Origin of the sequence: Hypericibacter terrae, assembly GCF_008728855.1 — a bacterium.
In the GTDB taxonomy this organism is placed as follows: domain Bacteria; phylum Pseudomonadota; class Alphaproteobacteria; order Dongiales; family Dongiaceae; genus Hypericibacter; species Hypericibacter terrae.
Map to the genome: position 1 here is coordinate 5,805,862 of NZ_CP042906.1, position 21,200 is coordinate 5,827,061.

A 21,200-nucleotide genomic window follows, 5' to 3' on the forward strand; every position below is an offset into this window, starting at 1 on the left:
AGGCGAACCCAGGAAAACCACCATGGCGCTGACAGCTCTCATCACCCGACCCGATGACGACGCCGAACCGCTGGCCGCGGCGCTGATCGCGCGCGGCATCACGGTCGTGCGCGAGCCCCTGCTCGCGGTCAAGCCCGTCGCCGATGCCGTGGTCGATCTCGAGGGCGTGCAGGCGCTGCTCTTCACCAGTGCCAATGGCGTGCGCGCCTTCGCCAATCTTTCCCAGCGCCGCGATCTCCCGGTCTTCGCGGTGGGCGACAACACCGCGCGCACCGCGCGCGCCACCGGCTTCGACAATGTCGAGAGCGCCGCCGGTGCGGTCGACGATCTGGCGCGGCTGGTCGCGCGCCGGCTCGATCCCAAGCGCGGCGCCTTGTTCCATGCGGCGGGCTCGGCCGTTGCCGGCGATCTCGCGGGCCTGTTGAGCGAGAAGGGCTTCGAGCTCAGGCGCGTCATGCTCTATTCGGCCGATCAGGCGGCCGCGCTGACCGATGATGCCAGGACGCGACTCGAGCACGGCGAGATCGGCCTGGTCCTGCTGTTCTCGCCGCGCACGGCCGAGACCTTCGTGACGCTGGTGCGCGGTGCCGGCGACGCCGCGGTCCAGGGGATCGGGCAGGCGACGGCACTCTGCCTCAGCCCCGCCGTCGAGAAGGCGGCGCAAGGCCTGCCCTGGCGTTCGCTCCTGACGGCGGAGAAAGCCGATCTGCCCTCGATGTTGCGGCTGGTCGACCAGGCCGCCGAGGCGGCGCGGCCGGTTGTCAGCAGTGCCGCCACGCGCGACACGGCCAATGCCGGCGACACGCCGGCGCCGGCCGATATCGAGGCCGCCTTGAAGCGGATGGCGCGCCGTCCGCCGCCGGCGCGACGCTTCGCGCTGGTGGCAGGGCTCCTGATCCTGGTGGTGGCCGTCGTCGCCTCCCGGCCGCTCTGGCAACCCTTCATCGATCGCCTGACGACGACCTCGGAAACGGTGGTTCCCGCCTCGACCGACAGCGCCGGCACCGGCACGACCTCGACGGCCGCCGGCGCCTCGAACGATACCAGCCTCGCCGCCGTCAAGGCGGAGGCGGCCCAGCTCGAAAGCGATCTCGCCCTGATGCAGGCCGCGATGGAACGGGCGGCGACCGAGCGCCAGGCGCAATGGGAGCGCATCGGCGCGCTCGAGAAGCAGATGGGCGATCTCAGCCCGAAGCTGGACGCGCTGGTCAAGGCGCAGGCCGAGCTGCAGGACAAGATGGGACAGCAGACCTCGGGTGCAGCGACCGCTGCACCGGCGCTCCCTGAGGATATCGCGGCCCTGCCGGGCGAAATCGCGGATCTGCGTGCGAAGCTCGAGAGTCTCGCCGCCGCCGCGGCTCCGGCTCCGGCTCCGGCACCCAGCGAGGGCAGTGCCGACAACGCCGCACTCTCGAATCTGCAAACCTCGCTCGATCGGCTGTCGAACGAGAACGCGTCGCTCAAGGCGGCGCTCGACCAGGCGACGCAGCGCTTGAGCGCGCTCGACCAGCTGCAGCAGGAAAATGCCGCGCTGAAAGCCACGCTCGACCAGACCGCGCAGCGCCTGACGGCGCTGGAGGCGCGGCCCGTCGCCGCCACGGGCGAGGCCAAGAATGCGGCGCTGCTGCTGGCGACGGCGCAGCTCAAGAGCGCCATCGCGGCCGGACGCCCCTTCAATGCCGAGCTGCAGGCGGTCGACGGGCTCGCGGCCGACGATGACGGGCTGGCCGATGTCCTGACCAAGGCGCATCTGACCCTGGGGAACTTTGCGCCCCAAGGGCTGCCGACCGCCTCGACCTTGCTGCAGCAGGTGCCGGGCCTGGTGGATGCGGCGCTGGAAACGTCCGGCGGCGCGCTCGCGGAGACTCCCTCCGGCAAGGGCTGGCTCGACCGGCTGCTGTCCGGCCTGTCGAAGCTGGTCAAGGTCAGGCCCAGCGATGGCACCGCGACCGGCGACAACAATTCCGACCGGCTGGCGCGCGCCGAAAACGCCGCGGCGGCGGGCGACCTCGCGGCCACGAAGGCGGCGCTGGACGGCCTGACCGGGCCTGCGGCCGATGGGGTCAAGAGCTGGCGCGAGAACGCCGCCGCACGCCTCGCGGCCGATTCCACGCTCGATGGGCTCGAGCAGGCGGCCCTCGCCCGCGTCGCGGCCTCGCCTTCCACCGGCGGCGGCTGAGAGCAGGAGGACGCGCAAGGCCCATGCGCAGCACGCTCTGGTTTCTCCTGAAGCTTGCGATCCTGATCGCGGCGGCGATCTGGATCGCGGACCGGCCCGGCCATGTCAGCTTCGACTGGCTCGGCTGGCGCGTCGACACCAGCGTCGGCGTGCTGCTGGCCGCGCTGCTGTTGCTGATGGCGCTCGCGGCCGTGCTCTACCGGCTCTGGCATGTGATCGTGCGGGGACCCCGCCGGCTTTCCGAACGCCGCGGCGAACGCCAGCGCCTCAAGGGCTATCGCGCCCTGACGCAAGGCATGGTCGCGGTCGCGGCGGGCGACGCCGAAGAGGCCAAGCGTCAGGCGCGCATCGCGCATGGGCTGCTGAAGGAACCGCCCCTGACCTTGCTGCTGGCGGCTCAGGCGGCGCAGCTCTCCGGCGACGAGACGGCCGCAAGGCGTTATTTCACCGCCATGCTGGAGCGGCCCGAGACGGCCTTCCTCGGCATGCGCGGCCTGCTCAACCAGGCGCTCGCCAAAGGCGACACCGGCGAAGCCCTGAAGCTGGCCTCCAAGGCGCATGAAGAACGCCCGCAGGCCGGCTGGGCCGCGAAGGCGCTGCTCGATCTCGAATTGAAGCAGGGCGAATGGATCTCCGCGCGCCGCACGGCCAAGGCCGCCGAGAAGCTCAAGGTCATCGATCGCGAGCGCTATCGCCGCATCGAAGGCATTTCCTATCTCGAGCAGGCGCGGCTCGAGGCCGAAGCGGTGCGCGCCACGGCGCTGGCGCGCGATGCGGCGCGGCTCTTGCCGGATTTCGTGCCGGCCCTGGCGATCGAGGCGCGGGTGCTGGCGCGGGCCGGCCGCGAGCGCGAGGGCGAGAAGATTCTGGAGAAGGCCTGGAACCGCGGGCTCGGCCATCCGACCATCGCCAGCGCCTATGCCGCGATAAGGCCCAATGAAAGCGCGCTCGACCGGGCGCGGCGCTTCGAGAAGCTGACCCATGGACGGCCCGACGCGACCGAGAGCCGGCTGACACTGGCGGAAACCGCGATCGCCGCGGGGCTCTGGGGCCCGGCGCGAAGCAGCCTCGAGGCGGTGGCGGCAACGGAACGGTCGGCGCCCTCCTTGCGCCTCTGCCGGCTGATGGCCCGGCTCGAAGAAGGCGAGCATGGCGATCTGGCCGCCGCGCGGCGCTGGCTGATGGCGGCGGCCGATGCGCCGCCCGATCCCGCCTGGGTCTGCAATCATTGCGGGGCCACGGCCGGCGATTGGACCGCGCGCTGCGGCCACTGCGGCGAGTTCGACAGCCTGGCCTGGAAGGAAGGGGCTCGCGTGGTGCTGGCCCTGGGCGGGGTCGCGGGCGAGACGCGCAGCAGCGAAGCGCGCTTTCTGCCGGCAAGCCCGACGTCAGCCGCGCCGGCGCCGGCTGTGGCTGCCGCCGGCGATCCCAAGGCGGAGACCGGTGCTGCGCCGATCGACGCCGCGCGCCTCATCACCTGAGACAGAAAAAGAAAACGGCCGGCAGGGAACTCCGCCGGCCGTCTCCCGCGATTCGGAAATAGGCGCCTCAGGCGCGCCGGATCAAACGGAAGCCGACCAGCAGGATCACCGCTCCCAGGATGGCGACGAGCAGGCTGTGAAGATTGAAGCCGCTCACATCGCCGAAGCCGAGCTGGGTTCCGATGAAGCCGCCGATCACGGCGCCCACGATACCGATGACGATGGTGACGATGATGCCGCCCGGATCGTTGCCCGGCATGATGAATTTGGCCAAGGCGCCGGCCACGAGGCCGAGCAGGATCCACGAAAGAATGCCCATTGTCGAAACTCCCTTCTCTCCAGCCGGCCTCCCGAGGGAATGCCGATCGCCAAGCGCCCCCGTGACGCCGACAAGAACGCCAATCTAGAACGTCGCGGGTGGTCGCAAAAGAGGGGAAGCGGGCGGCATCGGCGGATGCCGCCCGTTCCCGATCGAGTCGCGATTCCTCAAACGGCCGGTGTCAGCTCGACTCGGAAGAGATCCTGATTCTTCATGTCCTTGAGCGTGACGGTCATGGCGTTGCTGGTGCCGTCGATATGGACATGCCCGAAGAACTGATAACCGGCGCTGGGCGCGAGGTTGGATTTTCCGGCATCGGGCGCCTTGATGTATTTGAGTTGCGGTCCGAAGGTCGGATCGAGCTCGTTCGGCCCGAAGGTGCCGGCGTTGAGCGGCCCCGAGACGAACTCCCAGAAGGGCTCGAAGTCCGGGAACTTCGCCTGGTTCGGGTCGTAGAAATGCGCCGCGGTGTAATGCACGTCGGCGGTGAACCAGACCGTGTTGGCGATGCCGCTCTGCTTGATGAAGCGCAGCAGGTCGGCGATCTCGAGCTCGCGGCCCAGGGGCGGCCCGTCGTTCCTGTTGGCGATGGCTTCGAAATTGTCGCCGTCCGGAACCACCAGGCCGATCGGCATGTCGGCCGCGATCGCTTTCCACACGGCTTTGCTCGCCTTCAATTCCTGCTTCAGCCAGGCCACCTGCTCGGCGCCGAGGAACGCGGTGTCGGGTCCGGCGACGGGCTGGAGGTTCTTCGAATTGTCGCCGCGATAGTTGCGCATATCGAGCATGAAGACATCGAGCAGCGGTCCGTAATGGATCACCCGATACACGCGGTCGCGGTTCTGCGGATCGATGCGCATCGGCATGTAGTCGTGGAAGGCGCGGCCGGCATAAGCCGAGAGCAGTGCCAGGCTCTTCACCTGATAGCGGTCGTCATTGCCGATGATCTGGCGCGGATACCAGTTGTTGCGGGTTTCGTGATCGTCCCATTGCGCGAGGATCGGCACCGCCGCGTTGAACGCGCGCAGGTTTGCATCCATGAGGTTGTATTTGTAGTTGCCGCGATATTCGGCCAGCGTCTCGGCGACCTTGGACTTCTCCTCGATCACGGTGTTCTTCCAGATGGATCCGTCGGGCAATGCCGCTTCGGCCTTGAGCGGTCCGTCGGCATAGATCGAATCGCCGGAATGAAGGAAGAAATCCGGGTTCAGCCCTTCCATCGCCTTGAAGATCGTCATGCCGCCGATGTCGGGATTGATGCCCCAACCCTGTCCCACCACATCGCCGCCCCAGACGAAGGTGACGTCGCGCTTGTCGGCCGGCGCGGTCCGGAACCGGCCGGTGAGGGGCTCGCTGAGGCTGGTGAGGTCGGTCAGATCCTCGAAGCTTACGCGGTAAAAAACCTCCTGGCCCGCCGGCAACCCGGTGAACTGCAGGCGGGCGGTGAAGTCGCCTTCCTCGAGCGCCGCCGGGCCGATCGCGCGGCTCGACTCGCTGAAGCTCTCGGTGAGCGAGTAGTCGACGATCATCCGCGCCGGCCGGTCGGTTCGGGCCCAGACGATGGCGCCGTCGGCACCCACGTCGCCGCTTTGCAGCCCGTGGGTGATGAGCGGGCGGCTGCCGGTCGCCAGAGCAGGGCGGGCCATCAACAGCGAGGCGCCGGGGGCCGACAGCAGGGCGGCGCCGAGACTGGCGGAACCCGTCCGCAGCAGCCAGCGGCGCGAGATCGCCGGCCAGAGCCGGGCGTCGGCGGTTGAGTTCGAAGCAGGCTTGGTCCGTTTGGTGCGCATCCTTCGCTCTCCCGAATCGGTTGGTATCGTTTGGGCCTGGGGCGGACCCTAGGGGCGGACAAGGGCGGGGGTGTGACGAGAGCGTTGCATTGGCATCACATTGGGCGGCTGCAGCCGGATGACGCACCGGAGCCGGCCCGGAATGGCGCGGCCCGACCCCGCACTAAGGCTCTATTGACCATTCTCGGCTAGGTTTGGACCCTGTTCCGCGGCGGCGAGCGCCGGTTTCCCGGTGCCCCGCCCCGATTTACCATGGTTGACGGAACTGGGGCGCCTGCTCTAGCGTGCGCCGCCTTATGGATACCCCGGTCGCCGCAGTAGCTCAGGGGTAGAGCAACGCATTCGTAATGCGTGGGTCGGGGGTTCAATTCCCTCCTGCGGCACCATTTTTCACCCCGGCAGATCGTCGCCTTTCTTCCGGCATGCGGCTGTGGGCCCATGGCGGCAGGATTCTTTCTAAGGATCCGCCCGCTCCTCCCGATCTCGATCTTCCCCCTGCGTCGCTGCTCGGGATCTCCCCGGCTTTCGAAAGCCGTGCGATCAAGGTCGTTCCCCTGAATGTGCAGGCAGAGACCAGGATTCTGTTCAGCGTCACCGTCCAGCCATCGATCGCCGGGGGAATCAGCAGCAACCCAACGTTGCAATCATTGACGGTCCTCTCCCTTTCGGCGCACTGTGATATTTGCCTGCCCTGTTCGAATCCAATTTCGAACTTCGCCTTCATCTTCCAGGATGCCGCCTGCTTCCCGTCGCGCTCCGGTCAGCCGATTCCTATGAATCAATCCCCCGCTCCGTTTCGCTTGCGAGGAATTCAATGCCTGCGTGCCCTCGCGGCGCTGCTGGTGGTGATCCAGCACGCCGTCTTCTTCGCCAGTCAGGCCGAAGGCCGGGACATCACCTTCTTCCTCCGCTTTCAACTCGGGGCCAGTGGCGTTTTTCTGTTTTTCATGCTCTCCGGCTTTGTTATGGCCATGCAGGTCGGCCAGACGCCGCGGCGCTTCGCCTTGCACCGGATCGTGCGCATCTATCCTGGTTATCTGCTGGCCTTGGCGGGACGCACGCTGCTGTTCGCCCTGCTTTCCCCGTTCGCTCCCGGCCTCCCTCGGACATTCGATTTCGACCTCTCGCTGCTCCTGCTGCCGACCGGCAGGCTGGTCGATAGCGTGGCGGTGCCTTACTGGTCTCTCATCTACGAGATGTGCTTCTATTTTCTTCTCTTGGTCATGATCTCGATGAGGTTCAGGCACGCCGGATACGCGACCGCGATGCTCGCCTGGGCCGTTGCAATATTGCTGGCGCCCACGCTCGGTATCACGAGCGGCTTCTGGGGCGCTGCCGATGTCACCCAGATCCTGTTCTCGCCATTCAGTCTCTTTTTCATTGGCGGGTTTCTGCTTTCCAGCGCCCTGTATGCAGGCCAGCGGCTCGCTTTTGCCCTGTGGCTCCTTCTCGTTGTGGCCGCGTCGATCGGACAAGGCACCGTGGTGACTCCGTTCTTCGCGGGGATTATCGTAGTCGGCAGTCTCCTGATCGCGCTGACGAGCGTCCCTCAGATCGCGTGGCCGTCTCCGCTCGCCCGATTGGGCGATGGATCCTATGGCCTCTATCTGCTGCATTTGCCGATCATCTATGGACTTTTTCTGTCCCTGGCCGGCGCCGGTTATGGATTCTGGCCTCTCTTCGCGATCTTGTTTGATGCGGCCCTGATCGGTGCGGGCGCCTTCGGCCTGTTCGAATGCGCGCTCTATAGAGACCGTCTGCGTCCCTTGGCCGATCGTCTATCGGGCCGCCTTCGACCCGTCGCGGTCTGAATCTCCGCCGACGGAAAATCGGCCCGGCATCCCTCCGGCGTCGCCGCTCAGGGCTGCGCCTGCCAGCTTTCGGCAGCGGCCTCGGCGGCGTCGATCTCCTCGCTTGTCAGGGTCGGGGCAACGGCCTGGATCGCCTGCAGCGCATCCTCGTCGCCGTCATTGGCCGCGAGGCGAAACCACATATAGGCCGCCTTCATATCCACGGGCACGCCTTCGCCCCGCGCATAGATCAACCCCAGATTATACTGCGCCTCGGAGTATCCCTTGTTGGCGGCGGCGGTGAACCAGCGGAGGGCTTCGGCCGGGTCGGCCGGCCGGCCCGTGCCGCTCAAGGCCATCGCTCCCAGATTGTTCATGGCCGCCGCATTGCCATGCTGCGCCGCCTTGAGATACCAGTCGGCGGCGGTGGCGAGATTCTTCACCACCCCCTGGCCCTGCGCATAGAGGTCGCCCAGCTCCATCTCGGCATCTGGCTGGCCCTGGGCGGCGGCCTTCTCGAACCAGTAGCGTGCCGTCGAATAGTCCACCGGCGAGCCATCGCCGCGGTGATACATCCAGCCGAGCTTGTACTGGGCCTCCGCATTGCCGGCCTCGGCCAGCGGCCTCAATTCGCGGAAGGCGATCTGCCAGTCGCCATGGGCAAGGGCCTCGGCGGCTTCGTCCAATCCGGCGCGAGCGGGCTCCAGCGGCGCACCGACGACCAGCGCCAGGATCGCCAGCAGGGCCGCCATCCCGGTCACACGCTGTCTGATGGCCTGCATCGAACCTCGGGGTTTTTAGGGTCCGGTGAGCGTCATTCGCGGCTCGGAGCTTAGCCGGTCCCGGCCGCGTTGGGCCAGGGCAACGGCGGGGCCCATCAGGGTGCTGCGGGGGCTCGCCATGGTAGGATGACGAGACGGCAGCGACGGGACGGCCCGCTTCGGGGCGCTCCCGATCCTGGCAGCAGGCCCGGAATAAATCCCGGGGCCGGCCGTTGTCTTGTGGAAGCGGGATCCTCTCGGAGCGGGATCGGGGAAGGCGGATTTGAGGGCGTGAACCAGACGATGCGCGAGGAACTGGTGACGCTGTTGCCGCGGCTGCGGCGGTTCGCCTATGGCCTCGCGGGCACCATGGCGGATGGCGACGATCTGCTGCAGAGCGCCTGCCTGCGAGCGCTCGATCGGGCGGATCAATGGCGGCCGGGCACGCGGCTCGACAGCTGGGTCTATCGAATCTTGCAGAATCTCTGGATCGACCAGATCCGGTCGGGATGGCGGCGCGAGATCGCGGTCGATGAGGATGTGATGACGGCCTTTCCGGGTGGCGACCAGGCGCGCGAGATGGAAGCGAAACTCGGCCTCGCCGAGGCGCGGCGCGAGGTGGCGAAACTGCCGGCCGAGCAGCGCGCGGTGCTGCTGCTGGTCTCGGTCGAAGGCGCTTCCTACAAGGAGGCGGCCGAGATCCTGGAGATTCCGATCGGCACGGTGATGAGCCGGCTGTCGCGCGCGCGACTGACATTGGGCCAGGCTCTTTCGGCAGAGGGCCCGGCTTCGAGCGATGCCGCGAGGGCAAGGTCATGACGATGGATCGAGGTTCTGGCCGCGACGGCGACGGCACCGGCGCCAGCCGCTTCTGGGACGAGGCCACGCTGGTCGCCTATGTCGATGGCGAGCTCGACGCCGCGGGGTCGCGTCGTATCGAAGCGCTGCTGGCGCAGGACGCGGAAGCCCGCCACAAGGTGGCGCTGATGCGCCGAAGCGCCGAGGCGATCAAGGCGGCCTTCGACGCGGCGATCGAGGAACCGCTGCCTGCGGGACTCGAGGCCCTCATTCGCGGCGGCGACGGCGAGGGAGGACATCTCTCGACCCGCGAGAAACTGGCCAGCCTGCGCCGCCGTCCTTCGCCGCCGCCGGCACGCCGCGGGAGCGGCTGGCGGCTGTTGCCGCTCGCGGCCAGCCTGCTGTTGCTGGGCCTGGGCTTTCTGGGCGGCATGGCCTGGAAAGAGATGAGCCAGAATTCGGGGCTCAAGCTCGCCGGCGCCGCCAACGATCCGGCGGCGGCGCTCTATGAGACGAGCCTCACCAGGCTTCTGGATCAAGGGGCCACGGGCGAAAGCGCGACCTATGCGGACGCCGCCCACGGCATCGCCGGACGCATCACGCTCCTGGGCGATATCGTCGCCCATGGCGGCTTCGCGTGTCGCGAGTTTCGCCATGATCGTACGACGACCGGCGCCTCGCCGACGGCGGAATCGGGCTTTGCCTGCCGTCGAATCGGCGGCGGCTGGGAAGTTCTTTCGATGCCGGCCGCCGCCGGCGGCTGAGGCGCGGGCGCCCTGGATCCCCGTTCATGGCTGCGATGAGACCCGATCGTCATTCCTGGAATCCGGCGCATCCGCGCCGATTGTCGCGCCGCGCGGCGCTGCGCTACCGCGCGGCCGGCCCGCTGTTCATGGCGTTGGTGCTCAGCGCGGCACCGGCCTTGCGCGTCGTCTCGCTTCTCGGTCTCGATCTGGGAGCGCAGCCGGCCTTTGCCGATGGCGGCAGCGGCGGTGGGGGCGGCGGTGGCGGGGAAGGGGGCGGCAGTGGCGGCGGCGGCGAGGGCGGCGGTAGCGGCTCCGGCGGCTCGGGCAGCGATGGCGGCGGCGACGGCGGCGGCGAAGGGGGCGATGGCGGCGACGGCAGCGACGATGGCGCCGGTGCCGACAAGGGCAGCGATCACGCCGGCCGTGCGGTCGCGCATGAGCTGGTGGCCGTCGGCCCCACCGACGGCCTGAGAACGACGTTGGCGCAGCTCGGCATGCGCGTGATCGAGGAGACGCCCTTTGCGGCGCTCGATCTGACGGCGGTGCGTATCGGCCTGCCGCCGCAGATGTCGCTGGCAACGGGCGAGGCGCTGCTGAAGGCGCGCCTGCCCGCTCTCCAGATCGATGTGAACGCGCTCTATGCGCCGATGGCGAGCCTGACCCTACCGGCACCCGGCGATTCGGCGCAGGCTATCGGCTGGCCCAGCCCGGCCTCGGGCTGTGGATCGGGATTGCGGTTGGGCATGATCGATACCGGTGTCGATGCGCAGGCGCCGGGCTTCGGCGGCCATCGGATCCGCCAGCAGAGCTTCATCGATGCAGGCGAGGATCCAGCACCCCGCGATCATGGCACGGCGATCGCCAGCATCCTGGTCGGCGGCGCGCCGGGTCTCTCGCCCGACGCCGGCACTCTGGGCAGCGCGTCGGCGCCGGCGTCGCAGCCCGAGGGCCTGATGCCGCAGGCCGAGCTCTATGTGGCCTCGATCTTCGCGCTCGACGGCAAGGGCGAGGCGCGGGCCACGGCGGTGGGATTCGCCCGGGCGCTCGATTGGATGGTGGGAGCGGGCATCCAGGCGATCAATGTCAGCCTGGCGGGCGACGAAAATCTGCTGATCGATCTCGCGGTCGCGCGCGCGGCGGAGCGCGGCGCGGTGCTGGTCGCCGCTGCCGGCAATGGCGGGCCCGGCGCGCCGCCAGCCTTTCCAGCGGCGCTCGAGGGCGTGATCGCGGTGACGGCGGTCGATGTCGATGGCCGCCTCTTCGAGCAGGCCAACCGCGGCGACTATGTCGACGTGGCCGCTCCCGGCGTGCGCGTGATCGCGCCCGCGGCGGGACCGGAGACGGGAACCTCTTTCGCGGCCCCCTTCGTCACCGCCTGGGTCGCGGCGAAGATCGCCGAAGGCGGCCCCGCCAATGCCGCCACGATGCATCGCGCGATCGCGGCCACCGCCCGCGATCTGGGGCCGGCCGGACGGGATCCCGATTTCGGCTGGGGCCTGTTGCAGAGCGACGGTAATTGCGGCCGGCGCTGAGCCCGAATTATTCCGCCGGCGCCTCGGCGCTTCGCCGCCGCGCCTCGTCCGCCGCCGCCTCGATCGCGGCATGCTCGCGCGCCGATTCGAGGATCGCGTCGGGCAGCGTCTTCGGCGCCAGCAGCGTATAGGCGACCGGCACGACGAACAGCGTCAGCAGCGTGCCGAGCGACATGCCGCCGACGATGACCCAGCCGATCTGCTGGCGGCTTTCGGCGCCCGCCCCGGTGGCGAGCGCCAGCGGGATGGCGCCCAGCACCATGGCGCCGGTCGTCATCAGGATCGGCCGCAGCCGCAAGGTGGCGGCCTCGATCACGGCCTCGAACTTGGCCCGTCCCTGCGCGCGCAGCTGGTTCGCGAACTCGACGATCAGGATGCCGTGCTTGGTGATCAGCCCCACCAGCGTGACCAGGCCGATCTGGCTGTAAACGTTGAGCGTGCCGTGGCTGAAATGCAGCGCCACCAGTGCGCCGGTCATGGCGATCGGGACGGTCAGCATGATGATGAGAGGGTCGCGGAAGCTCTCGAACTGCGCCGCCAGCACCAGGAAGATGAAGACCAGGGCCAGCGCAAAGACGACATAGAGGCTGCTCGAGGCCTGCAGGAACTCGCGCGACTGGCCGGCATAGTCGATCGAGACCGGCGAGGTCGCGACCTGGCGCACGGTCTGGCGCAGGAACTCGAGCGCCTGCCCCAGACTGTAGCCGGGCGCGATCGAGGCGGTGATGCGCGCGGCGCGCAGCTTGTTGAAATGGTTGAGCTCGCGCGGCGCCACGGTCTCCTCGAGCGAGACCAGGTTGGCGAGCGGGATCATCTCGCCCGATTTTCCGCGCACATAAATGGCGGCGATGTCGCCCGGCCGGCTGCGCTCGGTCTCCTCCATGCGCAGGATCACGTCATACTGCTCGCCCTCGAGCTTGAAGCGGGTGATTTGCCGGCTGCCCAGCAGGGTTTCGAGCGTGCGGCCCAGCGCCACGACCGAGACGCCGAGATCGGCCGCCTTGTCGCGGTCGACATCGATCCGCAGCTCGGGCTTGTTGAGCTTGAGATCGGAATCGAGATTGGCGAGGCCCGGGTTCTTGGCGGCCTCGGCCATGATCTTGTTGACCAGGCCCTGGAGCTCTTCATAGGTGCCGGTGGTCTGCACCACGAATTGCACCGGGGTCTGGTCGAACTCCTGGCCCAGCGGCGGGAACATGATCGGGAAGGCGAGCAGGCCCGGATTGGCGAACATCGGCCCCGACAGGCTCTGCACGATCTCGAAGGCCGAGCGCGCGCGCTTCGACCAGTCGACGAAGCTCATGAAGCCGATGCCCTGATTCACCACCGGGAAGCCGGTCACGGTGAAGTAGGCCTCCTTCTCGGGCACGCTGTCCCAGAGCTGCTCGATCATCTTGATGTAGCGGTCGGTATAGCCGGCGGTGGCGCCCTCGGGCGCGATCATGATGGCGAGGAGCGAGCCGCGATCCTCATAGGGCGCCAGTTCCGAGGGCAGCAGCCTGAAGGTGAAGGCGCCGGCCCCGGCGACGGCCAGGAACAGCAGCACCACCAGGACGCGCCAGCGCAGCACGGCGCCCAGGAAGCGGCGATAGCCGTCGGTGAGCCCGACCAGCACCTTCTCGATCGCGTTATAGACGAAGCCATGGCGCTCGCTGTGCTTCAGCATGCGCCCGCACATCATGGGTGAGAGCGTCAGCGCCACGAATCCTGAGATGAGGACGGCGCCCGCGAGCGTCAGGGCGAACTCGACGAACAGCCGCCCCGTCCGCCCCTCGGTGAAAGCGAGCGGCGCGAACACCGCCGCCAGGGTCAGGGTCATGGCGACCACCGCGAAGCCGATCTCGCGCATGCCCTTGAGGGCCGCGTCGATCGGCTTCAGCCCGGCCTCGATATGCCGGAAGATGTTCTCCAGCACCACGATCGCATCGTCGACCACGAGCCCGATCGCCAGCACGAAGGCGAGGAGCGTCAGCGTGTTGATCGAGAAGCCGAACAGAAACATGATCGCGAAGGCGCCGATCAGCGAGACCGGTATCGTGACGAGCGGCACCAGCGTGGCGCGCAGCGAGCGCAGGAAGAGGAAGATCACCGCCACCACCAGCAGCACCGCCTCGCCGATGGTGTGGTAGACCGCCTGGATCGAGCGGTCGATGAAGACGGCCGAATCGTAGGCCATGTCGATCTTCATCCCGGGCGGCAGCTGGGCCTCGATTTCGGGAATGGCGGCGCGCACGGCCTTCGACACGTCGAGCGGGTTGGCGACCGACTGCTTCACCACGCCCAGCGCCACTGCGCTCTTGCCCTGGAAGCGGGCGATGATGCGGTCGTCCTCGGCACCGATCTCGACGCGGGCCACGTCGCGCATCCGCACCAGATAGCCGTCGGCATTCTTGAGGATGATCTTGCCGAATTCCTCGGGTGTCTTGAGGTCGGTCTGCGAGACCACGGTGAATTCGCGCCGGTCGCCCTCGATCCGGCCGGCGGGGATCTCGGCGTTCTGCGCGGTCAGCGCCGCCTCGACATCCTGGGTGGTCAGCTCATAGGCCGCGAGCTTGTCGCGATCGAGCCAGATGCGCATGGAATAGCGCCGCTCGCCATAGATGGGCACGTCGGCGACGCCGGGCAGGGTCTGCAATCGGTCTTGCACCACCCGGTCGGCGAAGTCGGTGATCTCCAGGTCGGAATGCCGGTCGGAGGAGAAGGCGAGATAGAGGATCGGCTCGGCGTCGGCCTCGACCTTGGAGACGACCGGCTCCTCGATTCCCTCGGGCAGCTCGCCGCGGACGCGCGCCACGCGGTCGCGCACGTCGTTGGCCGCGGCGTCGACATCGCGGTCGATGCGGAAGCGCGCGGTGATCTGGCTTTCCTCGGAACGGCTGATCGAGGTCACATACTCGACGCCCTCGATGCCGGAGAGCGAGTTCTCGATGGTCTTGGTGACCTGGCTCTCGACAATCTCGGCCGAGGCGCCGCGATAGGTGGTCGAGACCGTCACCACCGGCTCGTCGATGTTCGGATATTCGCGCACGGTGATGCGCGAATAGGAGACGATCCCGATCAGCGTCAGCACGATCGACAGCACGGTCGCGAAGACCGGACGCTTGATGCAGATATCGGAAATTCGCAAAGCCCGACGCCCCCCGGTTCCGCTATCTCAGCCGCCGCCCGAGGCGGTGCCGGCATCGCCACCCGAGCTCCCGCCCGAATCGCCGCCGGCGGCGGGCTCGGCCGGTGCCGCCGCGTTCGGGATCGGCGCCACGCCCATGCCGTCGGCGATCTTCAACTGCCCGGCCGTCACCACCAGCTCGCCGGCCTGAAGCCCTTCGAGCACCTCGACCTTGCCGTTGACATATTCGCCGACCTTGATCTGCGTCTGCGCCGCCTTGCCGTCCACCACGCGGAACACGAACTTCTGGCTGCCGAACGGCACGATCGCCGATTCGGGTACCAGCAGCGCGTTCGGGTGGGTGTCGTAGACCAGCGAGACGCGGGCGAAGAGGCCGGGGCGCAGCTTGTCCAGGCTGTTGGGGACATGGGCGCGCAGCACGATCGAGCGGCCGCCGGCATCGATCAGCGGATCCATCGCATAGATGGTGCCCTCGAAAGTCTCGCCGGGCAGCGCGTCGATCTCGAGCTTGATGGTCTGCCCGAGCTTGACGGTGGTGTAATAGATCTCCGGCACGCGGAAATCGACCTTCAGCGGGTCGACCTGCTCCAGATTGATGATGACGTCGCCGGCATCGAGATAGTCGCCGAGGCTGACGCGCCGGAGGCCCAGCACCCCGTCGAAGGGCGCCCGGAGCTCGGTCTTGGCCATGTTGGCCTCCGCTAGCGAGATGCGGGCCAGATTGTCGCTCAAGGCCGCGTTGGCGCGCTGCATGGCCTGCTCGCTCGCCACTTCGCCCGCGCGCATTTTCTTGTAGCGCTCGACATCGGCCTTCGCGAGCTCGAGGCCGGATTGGGCCTGCTGCAGCTCGGCGCGATAGACCGACTGGTCGAGCCGGGCGATCACGGTGCCTTCCTCGATCTTCTGCCCTTCCTGGACCAGGATCTCGGCCAGCCGCCCCGGGATTTCCGGTGCCACCTGGATCGATTCGTTCGAGCGCAGCGTGCCGACCGCCGGGATCACCAGGTCGATGCTGCCGGTCTCGACCGGGCTGGCCTCGACCGGCACCGAGAATCCCCCTGCCGGGGCGGCGGCCGTCGCGGCCGCCTCTTTCGCCGCCTGACGGGTCTTCCACCAATAGCCGCCCGCAGCCGCGACGGCGACAAGGAGGATGACGACCAGAACGATCCTGCGCATAGGGGTGAAGTCCTCGGTTGCGAATCTCGCGGGGCGCGCACGGGCGCCGCCGGGGGCCCTGGATATAAGCCGAAGCAGGGCCTCAAGCCAACCCTGGATTGCCGTTCCTGTCATTGCCGGGCTCGACCCGGCGACGACAAGAGACCGACATCGGTCAGAAGTCCGACATCGGCTCGGTCAGGAAGGCCAGCTCCTCGGGCGTGCTCTCGCGGCCCAGCGCCAGATTGCGGTGCGGGAAGCGGCCGAATCGCTCGATGATCTCGCAATGACGCAGCACATAGCGGAAGGTGTCCTCCGCCTCGTTGCGGGCGGCATCGCCTTCATGCGCCTCGACCCAGCGCCGGAACAGCTCGACCGATCGGTGCTGATGCTCGATCTGCTCGCTATGCTCGATCGGCAGATAGAAGAAGGTCCGCCGGTCGAGGGGCGTCGCCTGGTCGAAGCCGCGCTCGAGGGCGCGCAAGGCGACGGCCCGCGCCGCCGCGTCATAGAGGAAAGCGCGCGGGCTGTTGCGGAAAATATTGCGCGGAAACTGGTCGAGCAGCACCACCAGGGCCAGCGCGGTATCGGGCCTTCGTTCCCACTCGGCGAGACGGCCCTGGGCCCCCGGCTCGATCCAGCCGCCGAAGCGATGGCGGATCTCCGCATCGAAGGTGGCGTTCCGCTCGAACCAGAGCGGTCTGGCATAGTCGGAGAGCCAGAACTCCAGCAGCGCGCGGGGATCCATCGATCAGGGACCCCGACGCACGGCATCGAGATGCCGGCCGAACTCCCGGCTGCCCATCAGCGCCTGGCAGCGCTCGAAGCGATTGACCGCATAGGCCCAGAAATCGTCGACCGGATTCTGGTTCATCAGCTGGATGCAGCCCCAGAGCGTCCAGAGCAGGTCGCACATGGCCTTGTACATGACCATGCGGCCGACATCGTTTGCGGGCGCCTTGCCCTCGAAATAGGCCTCGAGCTCGGCCGCGTCCTGGTCGGAACCGAAGCCCGCCTCGACCGAGAGGTCGCCCAGATCCCACATCGGGTCGTTGTTGCCGGCATATTCCCAATCGACGATCACCATGCGCGTGCCGGTGTCGAGGAAATTCTCCGCCAGCGGATCGCAGTGGCAGGGCTTGAGCGGCAAGGGATGGCGCGTCAGGGCGGCCCGGACGGCCTCGGCCTCCTTCTGCACCGCCTCGTAGCCGTCGGGCACCCTGGCGCCCTTGGCGCGCAGCAGGCCCAGATAATTGTCCATCATCTGGAACAGCTCGAAGCGCCCCGCCAGGACCTCGCCCGACTCGTGCATCTGGCGGAAAGCGCGCGCCGCGCGCGCGACCGCGCCCAGATCCTTGAAGCGCTCGCCATTCATGGTGGCGGCGCCCTCGATGAAGCCCGTCACCTGCAGCCCGTCGCTGTCGTCGAAGAACAGCAGCGGCGCGTTCACGCCGGCCCGGTCGGCCGCAGCCGCGTTCTGCTTCTCGGCCTTGCGGTCGATATAGTCCGAGGTCCCCGCCCCTGGAATCCGCAGCACGCAGGCCTTTCCATCGGGCGTGACGATCTTGTAGTTGCGGTTGGTGAGCCCGCCCAGCCGCTCGATCCGGACCTTGCCCGGCTCGGCCTCGGCCAGGAACGGGATGCGTCGGAAGAGGGACAGGACCTCTTCGATCTCCTCGCTCATGCACGCCCCCTTGGCGATGGCCCGATCTTGGCGCCGGGCCTTCTCGACTAGCTCTTCAGCCGCTCCATCTTCGGATCATAGAGCGGCCCCTCATGGCGTGCCGCCTTGTAGCGATCGCCATAGGCCTCGATCTCGTAGCCGTTCGCGGGCCCTACCAGCCCGATATCCTCGTTCGCCAGATAGGCATAGAGGATCGCCTTGCCGACCGTGTGGCCGAAATTGGCGCTGGTGGCGACGGCGACCGGGCGGTCGTCCCAGAGGACGCATTCCCCGCCGACCACCGCCAGGTCGAAGCCGCGGCGCTGGTCGAGGGTGAAGCAGCAGAGCCGGCGCCTGGTGCCCTCGGCCTTGATGCGCGCCAGCGCCTCGCGGCCGATGAAGTCCGGCTTCTTCAGCGAGACGCGGAAACCCAGTCCCGCCTCATAGGGATTGTAATCGGGCGTGATATCCGAGGACCAATAGAGATAGCCCTTCTCCATGCGCAGCGTGTCGATGGCGCGGTAGCCCACATCGGCGATGCCGAATTCCTCGCCGGCGGCCCAGAGCGTCTCATAGAGATGCTGGGCATATTCGCTGGGGACATGGAGCTCCCAACCGAGCTCGCCGACATAGCCGATGCGCGCCGCCAGGACCGGGGCGGCGCCGACCGCGATCTCGCGCGCGGTCGCGAAGGGGAAGGCCGCGTTCGAGACGTCGGCCTCGGCCACCTTCGCCAGCACCCGGCGTGCCAGCGGCCCGCAGAGATTGATCGTGGCGCGGGCCGAGGTCATGTCGACCAGGAAGACCGAGCCGTCGCGCGGCATATGGCTGCGGATCCAGTGGAAATCATGGGTGGCGAAGGCGCTGCCCGTGACGAAATAGAAGCGGTTCTCCTCGAGCCGGATGAAGGTGACATCGGCCTCGATGCCGCCGCGCTCGTTGCAGAGCTGGGTGTAGATGATGCTGCCGACCGGCTTGTCCATGTCGGCGGCGCAGAGACGCTGCAGGAAGGCGAGCGTTCCGGGCCCGAGGATCTCCGCCTTCGAGAAGGAGGTCTGGTCGATCAGCGCCACGCGCTCGCGCACGGCCTTGTGCTCGGCGCCCACCGCGTCGAACCAGTTGGCCCGGCCGAAGGAGGGGCGGTCCTCGGTTTCCATGCCTGCGGGCGCAAACCAGTTGGGCCGTTCCCAGCCGCCGCGCGAACCGAACACCGCGCGCTTGGCTTTGAGCTTGTCGTAAAGCGGGCTGCGCCGGATGCCGCGCGCCGAGTGATGCTCCCGCTTGGGGTAGCCCAGCGCGTAATATTTGCCATAGAGGTCGATCGCGCGCGGGAAGCAGAAGGCCTTGGCGGTGTGGTGATAGCCGAAGCGGCGGATATCGAGCGGCCAGAGGTCGAGGCTGGGTCGCCCTTGCGTGATCCATTCCGCCATCATCGCCCCGGCCCCGCCGCCGCCCGCGATGCCATAGGTGAAACCGGCCGCGACGAACACATTGTCGAGCTCCGGCGCCTTGCCCATCACATATTCGCCGTCGGCGGAGAAGGGGATGGGGCCGTTGATGAGCTCGCGCACGCCCACGGTCTCGACGATCGGCGTGCGCTTGAAGGCGGCCTGCGCCAGCCCCTCGAAGCGCTCGAAATTGCCGGGCAGCAATTGCTGGCCGAAATCGGGCGGAATGCCATTCTCGCCGAAGGGCAGCGTGCCCTCCTCCCAGCCGCCGATGACGATGCCGCGCACCTCGGGCTTGTAATAGATGCGCAAGTCCGGATCGCGCAGCGTCGGCATCGATTTTGGCAGATCGGGAATCGGATCGGTGATGAGATATTGATGCTCGACCGCGATCGAGGGCACGCGCACGCCCATGGAGAGGCCCAGCTCGCGCGCCCACATGCCGCCGGCATTGACCAGGATATCGCAGGTGATGCGGCTGTCTTGGGTGAGAACGGCATCGACGCGGCCATTCTTGATTTCGAAGCCGGTGACCTTCACGCCCTGGCGGATCTTGGCACCCTTCATGCGAGCGCCTTTTGCCAGGGCCTGCGTCAGGCTCGCCGGATCGGCATAGCCGTCGCTCGGCAGATAGGCCGCCGCCAGCACGCCCTCGGTCGAGAGGATCGGGCAGAGCTCCTGGGCCTCCTGGGCCGAGAGCAGATGCATCTCCAGACCGAAGCTTTTGGCCATGGTGAGCGAGCGCTTGATCTCGGTGAGCCGTCCGGGCGATGAGGCGACGCGCAAGCTGCCGACCCGCTTCCAGTCGGTCGCCTGGCCGGTCTCGGCTTCGAGCGTGTCATAGAGCTCCACGCTCCGCTGCAGCATGCGGGTCAGGTTGCGCGAGGCGCGAAGCTGTCCCACCAACCCCGCGGCATGCCAGGTGGCACCATGGGTCAGACCGCTCTTCTCCAGCAGGAGCACGTCGGTCTTGCCCATGCGCGTCAGGTGATAGGCGATGGAGCAGCCGATGATGCCGCCGCCGATGATGACGATTTCCGCATGTTCCGTGGCGGTCATGGCCCTGTCTCACCCCCTCAAGAAGAGCGGCCGCCCCGTTGCTGAGGCGGCCGCCCTAAGCACGATAGGGACTCAAGCGGATTGGCGGACCGAGTTCAAGCCGCGATCCCGTTGGCCGGCAGGATCCGCTGCACCGCCGGCCTTGCCCCCACTGCGTCGGCGCAGCGCTTCACATGCTTGAAACGGCTGTAAAGGTCCGGGATGGGCTCCTGCCAGTTCGCGAGCATGAACAGGAAGGCATCGCAGCCGCTGAAGCGGTCGCCCAGGAAATAGGGGCCCTTCTCGCCGAGCGCCTTGTCGATCCGGCCCCAGATCTCGCCCAGCTCTGTCTTGGCGCGCGACTGCACCGCGTCCGTGCCCTTGGCATCGTCGGTGAAGCGGTCGGGGTAATAGTAAGACAGGTAGTTCGGCTGGAGCGTGTTGGTCAGATGCACCAGCCACTGATAATAGAGTCCGCGCGCCGGATCGCCGATCGCCGGCGCGAGCTTCGCCTCCGGATGACGGTCGGCCAGATACAGGCAGATGGCCGCCGATTCGAAGATCACCTGCTTGCCGTCGATCACCAGGGTGGGGATCTTGGCGTTGGGATTGAACTTCAGATATTCCGGCGATTTATGCTGGTTGCTGGCGATGTCGATCCGCTTGAGCTCGTGCTTGGCACCGATCTCCTCGAGCAGGATCTGCGGGGCCAGCGCTGCGCTGTTGGGGCCCCAGTAAAGCGTGTACATGATCTTAGCGTCTCTCCCGGGTCTTGCGTTCAACCGGCCGCGAATTGCTTGAGGAATTCACGGGTCGACATCACCCGCGCGAACCCGCCCCCGATGAAATCGCCCACGGCGTCGCGAACCTGGTCCTGGTCCATCTTCGCGGTGCCGGGCGTACCGGTCGCGTCGAGGACGAAGTCCACATAATAGTCGAGATCATGCGCATCGCGCGCCGTGGTATCGCAGCAGAAGTTCGTCATGAAGCCGGTGACGACGACGCGGGTCACGCCCAGCTTCTTGAGCTTCTCGTGCAGTCCCGTGCCGGCGAAGGAGGAATAACGGCTCTTGACGATTTCGATCGGCTTGGCGGGAACGGCGAGCTTCTCGTCATAGGCCACCGCCGCCGATTTCTCCTTGAAGGAGAAATCCGACGCCGGCCCGGCAAAATCGAACATGCGGCCAAGGTCCGAGCCGTCGAGCTTATGGACATGGCGGATGAAGATGACCGGCGCCTTCTTCGCGGTGAAGCGCTCGATCAGCTGGTTGATGCGCTTGACGGTCTGGCCGGCATTCTTGCAGTAAAGCTCGTTGCCCTTGACCGTGTAGATCTGCTGCACGTCGACAACCAAAAGCGCGGTCGTCATCTTC

Annotated in this window: 16 protein-coding genes and 1 tRNA gene; 7 read left to right on the forward strand and 10 right to left on the reverse strand. The window is 67.5% G+C overall.

All coding sequences use genetic code 11. The features are described from left to right. The first annotated feature begins 22 nt into the window (after positions 1-22). The gene (locus FRZ44_RS27195; protein ID WP_191908314.1) at positions 23-2,179 is read left to right on the forward strand and encodes a uroporphyrinogen-III synthase; all 2,157 of its coding nucleotides are present in this window, start codon (positions 23-25) and stop codon (positions 2,177-2,179) included. Between the two features lie 23 nt (positions 2,180-2,202). Then, complete coding sequence (locus FRZ44_RS26515) at positions 2,203-3,660, forward strand: heme biosynthesis protein HemY (protein WP_151180014.1); 1,458 nt, start codon at positions 2,203-2,205, stop codon at positions 3,658-3,660. Between the two features lie 67 nt (positions 3,661-3,727). Here FRZ44_RS26515 and FRZ44_RS26520 read toward each other — a convergent pair whose 3' ends face one another. Beyond that, positions 3,728-3,979: a GlsB/YeaQ/YmgE family stress response membrane protein gene (locus FRZ44_RS26520; protein WP_151180015.1), complete on the reverse strand. Its 252-nt coding sequence runs from the start codon at positions 3,977-3,979 to the stop codon at positions 3,728-3,730. Between the two features lie 167 nt (positions 3,980-4,146). Further along, positions 4,147-5,769 (reverse strand): alkaline phosphatase D family protein, encoded by a 1,623-nt coding sequence (locus FRZ44_RS26525; RefSeq protein WP_151180016.1) that lies wholly within the window; start codon positions 5,767-5,769, stop codon positions 4,147-4,149. A gap of 311 nt (positions 5,770-6,080) precedes the next feature. Here FRZ44_RS26525 and FRZ44_RS26530 point away from each other — a divergent pair. Continuing rightward, positions 6,081-6,155: transfer RNA gene (locus tag FRZ44_RS26530), tRNA-Thr, on the forward strand. Between the two features lie 36 nt (positions 6,156-6,191). Beyond that, entirely contained in the window at positions 6,192-7,580 is a 1,389-nt protein-coding gene (locus FRZ44_RS26535) for an acyltransferase family protein (RefSeq protein ID WP_191908315.1), read from the forward strand. A 47-nt stretch (positions 7,581-7,627) separates the two neighbouring features. Here the strand turns inward: FRZ44_RS26535 and FRZ44_RS26540 are convergent, their stop codons facing one another. After that, a complete protein-coding gene (locus FRZ44_RS26540; RefSeq protein ID WP_151180017.1) occupies positions 7,628-8,341 on the reverse strand; it encodes a tetratricopeptide repeat protein in 714 nt (237 codons plus the stop codon). 270 nt (positions 8,342-8,611) lie between these two features. On the opposite strand from FRZ44_RS26540, the gene FRZ44_RS26545 reads away from it, so the two are divergent. From FRZ44_RS26545 to FRZ44_RS26560, 3 genes are read left to right on the forward strand one after another with little or no spacing between them, the layout of a single operon-like run. Then, a complete protein-coding gene (locus FRZ44_RS26545; RefSeq protein WP_225308462.1) occupies positions 8,612-9,139 on the forward strand; it encodes an RNA polymerase sigma factor in 528 nt (175 codons plus the stop codon). Next, positions 9,136-9,882, forward strand: coding sequence for an anti-sigma factor family protein (locus FRZ44_RS26550; RefSeq protein WP_151180018.1), 747 nt, complete (start codon positions 9,136-9,138; stop codon positions 9,880-9,882). Before FRZ44_RS26545 ends, FRZ44_RS26550 begins: the two co-directional genes overlap by 4 nt. Positions 9,883-9,908: 26 nt before the next feature. Beyond that, complete coding sequence (locus tag FRZ44_RS26560; RefSeq protein ID WP_191908316.1) at positions 9,909-11,396, forward strand: S8 family serine peptidase; 1,488 nt, start codon at positions 9,909-9,911, stop codon at positions 11,394-11,396. Positions 11,397-11,403: 7 nt separating this feature from the next. On the opposite strand, the gene FRZ44_RS26565 is transcribed toward FRZ44_RS26560, so the two are convergent. From FRZ44_RS26565 to FRZ44_RS26595, 7 genes are all read right to left on the reverse strand, one after another. Further along, positions 11,404-14,523, reverse strand: a complete 3,120-nt coding sequence (locus FRZ44_RS26565) for an efflux RND transporter permease subunit (RefSeq protein WP_151180021.1) — start codon at positions 14,521-14,523, stop codon at positions 11,404-11,406. 27 nt (positions 14,524-14,550) lie between these two features. Continuing rightward, on the reverse strand, positions 14,551-15,699 hold the full coding sequence (locus tag FRZ44_RS26570) for an efflux RND transporter periplasmic adaptor subunit (protein ID WP_191908317.1): 1,149 nt from the start codon (positions 15,697-15,699) through the stop codon (positions 14,551-14,553). Between the two features lie 154 nt (positions 15,700-15,853). Further along, a complete protein-coding gene (locus tag FRZ44_RS26575; protein WP_151180023.1) occupies positions 15,854-16,426 on the reverse strand; it encodes a DUF924 family protein in 573 nt (190 codons plus the stop codon). A 3-nt stretch (positions 16,427-16,429) separates the two neighbouring features. Continuing rightward, entirely contained in the window at positions 16,430-17,362 is a 933-nt protein-coding gene (locus FRZ44_RS26580) for a choline/ethanolamine kinase family protein (RefSeq protein WP_151180024.1), read from the reverse strand. A 47-nt stretch (positions 17,363-17,409) separates the two neighbouring features. After that, a complete protein-coding gene (locus tag FRZ44_RS26585; protein WP_151180025.1) occupies positions 17,410-19,848 on the reverse strand; it encodes a GcvT family protein in 2,439 nt (812 codons plus the stop codon). A 95-nt stretch (positions 19,849-19,943) separates the two neighbouring features. Beyond that, a complete protein-coding gene (locus FRZ44_RS26590) occupies positions 19,944-20,576 on the reverse strand; it encodes a glutathione S-transferase family protein (protein WP_151180026.1) in 633 nt (210 codons plus the stop codon). 29 nt (positions 20,577-20,605) lie between these two features. After that, the gene (locus tag FRZ44_RS26595) at positions 20,606-21,196 is read right to left on the reverse strand and encodes a cysteine hydrolase family protein (protein WP_151180027.1); all 591 of its coding nucleotides are present in this window, start codon (positions 21,194-21,196) and stop codon (positions 20,606-20,608) included. Between the last annotated feature and the right edge of the window lie 4 nt (positions 21,197-21,200).

Excerpts from the sequence above, each read along its gene's own strand:
- FRZ44_RS27195 (WP_191908314.1), top strand. The coding sequence starts at position 23 with ATGGCGCTGACAGCTCTCATCACCCGACCCGATGACGACGCCGAACCG.
- FRZ44_RS26515 (WP_151180014.1), top strand. The coding sequence starts at position 2,203 with ATGCGCAGCACGCTCTGGTTTCTCCTGAAGCTTGCGATCCTGATCGCG.
- FRZ44_RS26520 (WP_151180015.1), bottom strand. The coding sequence starts at position 3,979 with ATGGGCATTCTTTCGTGGATCCTGCTCGGCCTCGTGGCCGGCGCCTTG.
- FRZ44_RS26525 (WP_151180016.1), bottom strand. The coding sequence starts at position 5,769 with ATGCGCACCAAACGGACCAAGCCTGCTTCGAACTCAACCGCCGACGCC.
- FRZ44_RS26535 (WP_191908315.1), top strand. The coding sequence starts at position 6,192 with ATGCGGCTGTGGGCCCATGGCGGCAGGATTCTTTCTAAGGATCCGCCC.
- FRZ44_RS26540 (WP_151180017.1), bottom strand. The coding sequence starts at position 8,341 with ATGCAGGCCATCAGACAGCGTGTGACCGGGATGGCGGCCCTGCTGGCG.
- FRZ44_RS26550 (WP_151180018.1), top strand. The coding sequence starts at position 9,136 with ATGACGATGGATCGAGGTTCTGGCCGCGACGGCGACGGCACCGGCGCC.
- FRZ44_RS26560 (WP_191908316.1), top strand. The coding sequence starts at position 9,909 with ATGGCTGCGATGAGACCCGATCGTCATTCCTGGAATCCGGCGCATCCG.
- FRZ44_RS26570 (WP_191908317.1), bottom strand. The coding sequence starts at position 15,699 with ATGCGCAGGATCGTTCTGGTCGTCATCCTCCTTGTCGCCGTCGCGGCT.
- FRZ44_RS26575 (WP_151180023.1), bottom strand. The coding sequence starts at position 16,426 with ATGGATCCCCGCGCGCTGCTGGAGTTCTGGCTCTCCGACTATGCCAGA.
- FRZ44_RS26580 (WP_151180024.1), bottom strand. The coding sequence starts at position 17,362 with ATGAGCGAGGAGATCGAAGAGGTCCTGTCCCTCTTCCGACGCATCCCG.
- FRZ44_RS26585 (WP_151180025.1), bottom strand. The coding sequence starts at position 19,848 with ATGACCGCCACGGAACATGCGGAAATCGTCATCATCGGCGGCGGCATC.
- FRZ44_RS26590 (WP_151180026.1), bottom strand. The coding sequence starts at position 20,576 with ATGTACACGCTTTACTGGGGCCCCAACAGCGCAGCGCTGGCCCCGCAG.
- FRZ44_RS26595 (WP_151180027.1), bottom strand. The coding sequence starts at position 21,196 with ATGACGACCGCGCTTTTGGTTGTCGACGTGCAGCAGATCTACACGGTC.